Source organism: Mesobacillus sp. (assembly GCF_057785455.1).
The window spans coordinates 1-5,316 of record NZ_JBYNSB010000049.1 but is presented as its reverse complement, the minus strand read 5'-3'; the positions used below and the strand labels follow the sequence as shown (position 1 = coordinate 5,316).

General features: G+C 39.6%; 5 protein-coding genes. 2 read left to right on the top strand and 3 right to left on the bottom strand.

Annotated features, from left to right (window positions below; all coding sequences use genetic code 11):
* Positions 1–660: 660 nt before the first annotated feature.
* Together AC3EBE_RS18960 and AC3EBE_RS18955 are read right to left on the bottom strand one after the other, a co-directional pair.
* A complete protein-coding gene (locus tag AC3EBE_RS18960; RefSeq protein WP_488596598.1) occupies positions 661–1,368 on the bottom strand; it encodes an SH3 domain-containing protein in 708 nt (235 codons plus the stop codon).
* 508 nt (positions 1,369–1,876) lie between these two features.
* Positions 1,877–3,313: a DHA2 family efflux MFS transporter permease subunit gene (locus AC3EBE_RS18955; RefSeq protein WP_488596597.1), complete on the bottom strand. Its 1,437-nt coding sequence runs from the start codon at positions 3,311–3,313 to the stop codon at positions 1,877–1,879.
* A 171-nt stretch (positions 3,314–3,484) separates the two neighbouring features.
* On the opposite strand from AC3EBE_RS18955, the gene AC3EBE_RS18950 reads away from it, so the two are divergent.
* On the top strand, positions 3,485–4,030 hold the full coding sequence (locus AC3EBE_RS18950) for a TetR/AcrR family transcriptional regulator (protein WP_488596596.1): 546 nt from the start codon (positions 3,485–3,487) through the stop codon (positions 4,028–4,030).
* Positions 4,031–4,159: 129 nt separating this feature from the next.
* Positions 4,160–4,681: a cupin domain-containing protein gene (locus AC3EBE_RS18945; RefSeq protein WP_488596595.1), complete on the top strand. Its 522-nt coding sequence runs from the start codon at positions 4,160–4,162 to the stop codon at positions 4,679–4,681.
* 161 nt (positions 4,682–4,842) lie between these two features.
* On the opposite strand, the gene AC3EBE_RS18940 is transcribed toward AC3EBE_RS18945, so the two are convergent.
* The coding region (locus AC3EBE_RS18940) for a TCP-1/cpn60 chaperonin family protein (protein ID WP_488596594.1) at positions 4,843–5,316 on the bottom strand (474 nt) is incomplete at its 5' end.

Below are 5,316 nucleotides of genomic sequence, written 5' to 3'. Positions count from 1 at the left end.
TTTATATTTAATTTTGGCTCTGTTAAACGAGGCTGTTGATTTTCGTTCCAGGCGCTTCGCTTTCCTCGGGGCGTGCGGTGAGCCTCCTCGTCGCTTTGCTCCTGCGGGGTCTCACCTGCCCGCTTCATCCCGAAGGAGTCTGCGCGCCTTCCACTACAATCACCAGGGTTAAAAATCAACATTCAGCTTTACCACAGCCTTAATTTATAACCATTTTTGTCGAATTCCGATGTAATATTTCTCGGGAAATTGTTGAAATTTGAAATTAAAGACACAAATTGCCAGGCAGCAGGTGCCGCTTCTCTCTTTTTGTGGCAGCGATATAAGGTCTTTGTAAAAACCCTTTAATGTTTTGTGTATCGCATAGCAATATAAGGGGCTCGTCGTCGGGGTGAACAGAGCTAGGACAACCGCGTTACCAATCTAACAAACGTATTGCCTTATAATTAATCATAACTTATCTGGATTCTCCAACAGCATCCAGACTCCTCTTCATAAAGGAAGACAAAGCATTTATCCATGATGTATCGGCGAGCGATATGAAACTCATTACTAAGGAATTCAGCTTTTCCATTTTCTTTTCATTAAAAAGAAATCCAAATCTATATAACAGGATGGATTATCAGATCCCATTATAAAAATCGAAAGTTATAAACCTTTTTATTTCCTGAATAAAGAAAAAAGCCAGCCCCATTTCATCGGACGCTTTTGCATCTCTTCTTCCAGACGTTTATTAAAATCAATCTGCGAACGCCACTCTTTTTTCTGTTCTTCCCGCATTTTTTCTATTTCAATTTGCAGGAGTTCACTTCTTTCCTTTTCTTGCTGCAATAGATTTTCATAATGTGTATTTTGCTGTTCAGTTAATTTCTCTATTTTGGCATTCGTTCTTTGTGCTGAATTTCCGATACTTGAGCTAATGACATGATGATCCTGCTGCAGCTGGGAAATTTTATTTTTCAGCTGTGACATATCGTTAGAAAGCTGGACATTCATTTCACGCGCTGCTGCAAGCTCATTGACTAAAAACATTAGGACTTCCTTAATTTGATTAGGGTCCTGCGGCAAATTTTCATATGTATCGCTTGTCGCTACAGTTGTCTCTGTAGAACCTGCTAATCTATTTTTCTGCAGATCCACCAGGTCCTTCGCTGTATCATCAAGCGGCTTATCCGTATCGCGTAACGCTATGAGCGCGCTTATATCAGTTTGTACAAAGATGCGGCGGTCGCCATCCTTCATAAACTCATATCCATTGCGCTCTAAAATCTGGCCATACTTTCGAACGGTGGGAGTCGCAATTCCCAGTTCCTCAGCCACTTCCTTTGTGGAAAAAGCCCGTTCATTTGGTTGTATATCGTATCGCATATCGCACCTCCTGTCTTCAATATGAAGGTTTTTGTCGATATTTGCAAGAGGCATATCGCCTAAATGATTTGAACTGTTGTAGCTGTATAGCTAGCCCTTAACGATTCAATAAGGAAATATCTTTTTTATCCGTATATAACAACTAATTAATTTATTCTATATTGTAAAAGGGCCCCCTTAAAGCGGGTGCCCTTTCTGACTTTTCGAAGTATATCTGGATTATGAAGAGATCAAAACCTCGTTCACCTTATGTTGCATAGAAAAAGTAGTTTCCGAAATAAGGAAGACGGCACAATTACTATCGTTTTTGGAATGATTATAGTTGTCTTTCGGGCAATTATAACTGGCTTCCAGGAGATTCCGCCCTTGTTTTCGGAGATTCTCCACATTTATTGGGAGAATAAGTTTTCCCCGCTCCTTTTACGCGAAAAATCCTCCCGCTAAATCAGAATTTTGCCAGCCATACCAACCAAATTCAGCCGCGGCAATCTGCGCCGACCTGTATAATCTAATGCATCCCTTCAGCTTTCTGAGTAGACATAGGCTTTTTTAACGGCGTAATCAATGTGATCAACAGCGCAATGACCGCTAAAATCATCATGAAGTAATATGCTTTGCTTGAGGCAAAAATGGATGCCAGTTCGGCAATTCCTTTTGTCACACCTTCTGCAGCCAAAACGCCTGCGTAGGCTGTTGCTTTCGATGTATAAATTGTTATGACAATCGCTGTGCCAATCGCCCCTGCAATTTGCCGAACCGTATTGTTAACAGCGGTACCATGTGTAACAAGCTCCTTCGATAATGCATTCAGGCCTGCTGTGTTCAGCGGCATTGTAATAAAGCTCAACCCGATCCGCAAGAAAATCGTACGAACCATCAGGAAGGTAAAAGTCGTTGATTCTGTTAAGTCAGTTACAATCCACATCGAAGGTATAACGAAAAGTAATCCGATAATGAATAATGGCTTTGCTCCAAATCGGTCATACCATTTTCCGGTTACCGGTGATAAGAATGCATTTACGAGTGCCCCAGGCAATAATAATAATCCTGCGTCAAATGCTGTAAAACCGCGGCCATTCTGTAAATATATCGGCAATAAGATCATATCCGCATACAACATCATCGTTACGATAATGTTGATGAAAGACGTCATTGTGAACGTTTTGTTTTGGAACACACGTACATTCAAAAACGGATCACTGCTGCGTAATTGACGAATTGTAAACAATACTAACACGATAACACCTGTGAAAATGGAGGTCAGCACGATTACATCATCCCATCCGTGACAGCCCGCATTGCTAAAACCATATAATACTAGTCCAAATCCGGCTGTAGAAAGAATCACACTCAGTATATCCAGGTCCGCTTTTGACCCTTCAGAAACGTTAATCAAATATTTAAATGCCAATAAGATCACCATTGCTACAAGCGGAATCAAGCCGATAAACAACCAGCGCCATGAGACATATTCAATGACAAATCCAGATAGTGTTGGTGCTATTGCTGGAGCAAAAATCATTGCAAGTCCCAGCAGGCCCATTGCGCTGCCTCGTTTTTCCATCGGGATGATAAACATGACGACACTCATCATAAGCGGCATGATAATACCGGCACCCGCAGCCTGAATCATACGCCCTATCAATAAAATAGGGAAATTTGGAGCGATCGCACAAAAAACAGAACCGATTAATAATAATAGCATTGAACTGATAAATAATTGCCGCGTTGAAAAGCGCTTCATTAAGTATGCGGTAACTGGAATCAATACACCATTAACGAGCATGAACCCGGTTGCTAACCATTGTACGGTTGTCGCTTTCACATCAAAAATTTCCATGAAGCTGCTCAGGGCCACATTTAATAATGTTTGGTTCAATATTGATAAAAAACCTCCAAGCAGCAGCACAAAAAGCAATACTTTTCTATTTATATCATGAGCCATAAAAACTCACAGACCTCCTCTTTACTTTGTCAACACAATGACGATAAAATGTATTCTAACAACTTTTATAGTAAGAAACCACCAACATTTTTCAATAAATCGTCAACTATACAACACTAACCAAAGTTGTGTTGCAAAAGTGTTAGTTTAATAGATAAAGGGAGGCACTAAATGACTGTGAAAAAGGAAGATCCTCGTGCCATTCGCTCCAAGCGTCTGCTGAAGGAAGCTGTTAAATCATTACTGATTGAATCACAAAATTTGCAGGGGTTAACTGTTCAGAATGTAACAGCAAAGGCTGAACTGAATCGTGCCACCTTCTACTTGCATTTTTTAGATATGAGAGATTTACTGCGACATGTAGTATACGACATTCTCGACGATCTGTCGAAGAACCTGGAACCATTATTAGAACAGCAGCATGTAGATTTGGATGAACAGCTGCTAACTTTCTTGGATTATTTTTATCAGCACCGAAAATTCTTGTCTGTGCTATTTGAAGAGAGGGCATTCCAAAGGAGGATCCATCATTTTATCGTGGATTTTGTTCAGGCCAGGCGTGAAATGAGAACGATTATAACGGAGGATGCGGTCTCTAAAGACATTATTGCGTCTTCGATTCTCGGTATTCTTATGTGGTGGATTCGTGATGGAAAACAATACAGCTCGGAATATATTGCCCAGCAAATAGCGGCATGGATGGCGAGGAGACACTGAGATGTGAAGATTTATTAATATGATTAACGGTTTGATCAAGAGTTTGAGAAGGAATAGTACCTAACAAAGTGTCGAATATTTTTTGATAATCTAAAAAAACATCTTACTAATCATTGGGGGTATTTTGCTTTGAATAATTACGATCAACAATTTTTTATATCAAAACTCGGACTAACTCCACATCCAGAGGGTGGATATTATAAAGAATCATTCCAGTCTGCCGAAATGACTTCTGATCAAGAATTAACCGTGAATTTTGAAGGGAAACGCAAGCTGTATACGAGTATTTACTTTCTGTTAACTTCAAATGACATTTCCCATTTTCATCGTTTGAAATCTGATGAATTATGGTATTATCACGCCGGAAGCCCGCTAACGATTCATATGATTGAGGAAAATGGGGATTATAAAGAAATTAAATTAGGATTAAATATGGAAAAAGGGGAAGTCCCACAGGCATTAGTCCCAAAAAATACGATCTTTGGATCATCTGTTATGGATGAGGATACATTCTCTTTGGTTGGGTGTATGGTTTCGCCAGGTTTTGAATTTAAGGACTTTGAATTATTCACACAACACGAACTTTTGTTAAAATACCCTCAACATAAAGATGTAATCCTAAAGATGGCTTATGATAAAATTCCAGATTAACTGATGGATTGAAAAGTAGTTTCTCAAAAGGCTTTTGGAAGGACTTCATTTATTCAATAAAAAATGTTTTCTTTTTTACAACACAAGGAATTAAAAAAGAAGCTTCCCATAATTTTGGTATGGGAAGCTTCTTTTATTAAGATAGGCTTTGGAGGCCGTTATTACATCATTCCACCCATGCCGCCCATTCCAGGAGCGCCCATTGGAGCAGGATTTTCTTCTTTTATTTCTGCTAATACACACTCTGTAGTTAAGAGCATAGCTGCAATTGAAGCTGCATTTTCCAACGCAATACGTGAAACTTTAGTAGGGTCAATTACTCCTGCTGCAAATAAATTTTCAAATTTTTCTGTGCGTGCATTGTATCCAAAATCAGCTTTTCCTTCGCGTACTTTTTGAACAATTACAGCTCCTTCGCCACCTGCATTGGCAATAATTTGGCGCAATGGCTCTTCTATTGCGCGTTTTACAATAGCAATACCGGTTTGTTCATCTTCGTTGTCGCCTTTTAATTTTTCTAATGCATCAATAGCACGGATATAAGCAACACCACCACCTGCAACAATTCCTTCTTCTACTGCGGCACGCGTAGCTTCTAATGCATCATCCACACGGTCTTTTTTCTCTTTCATTTC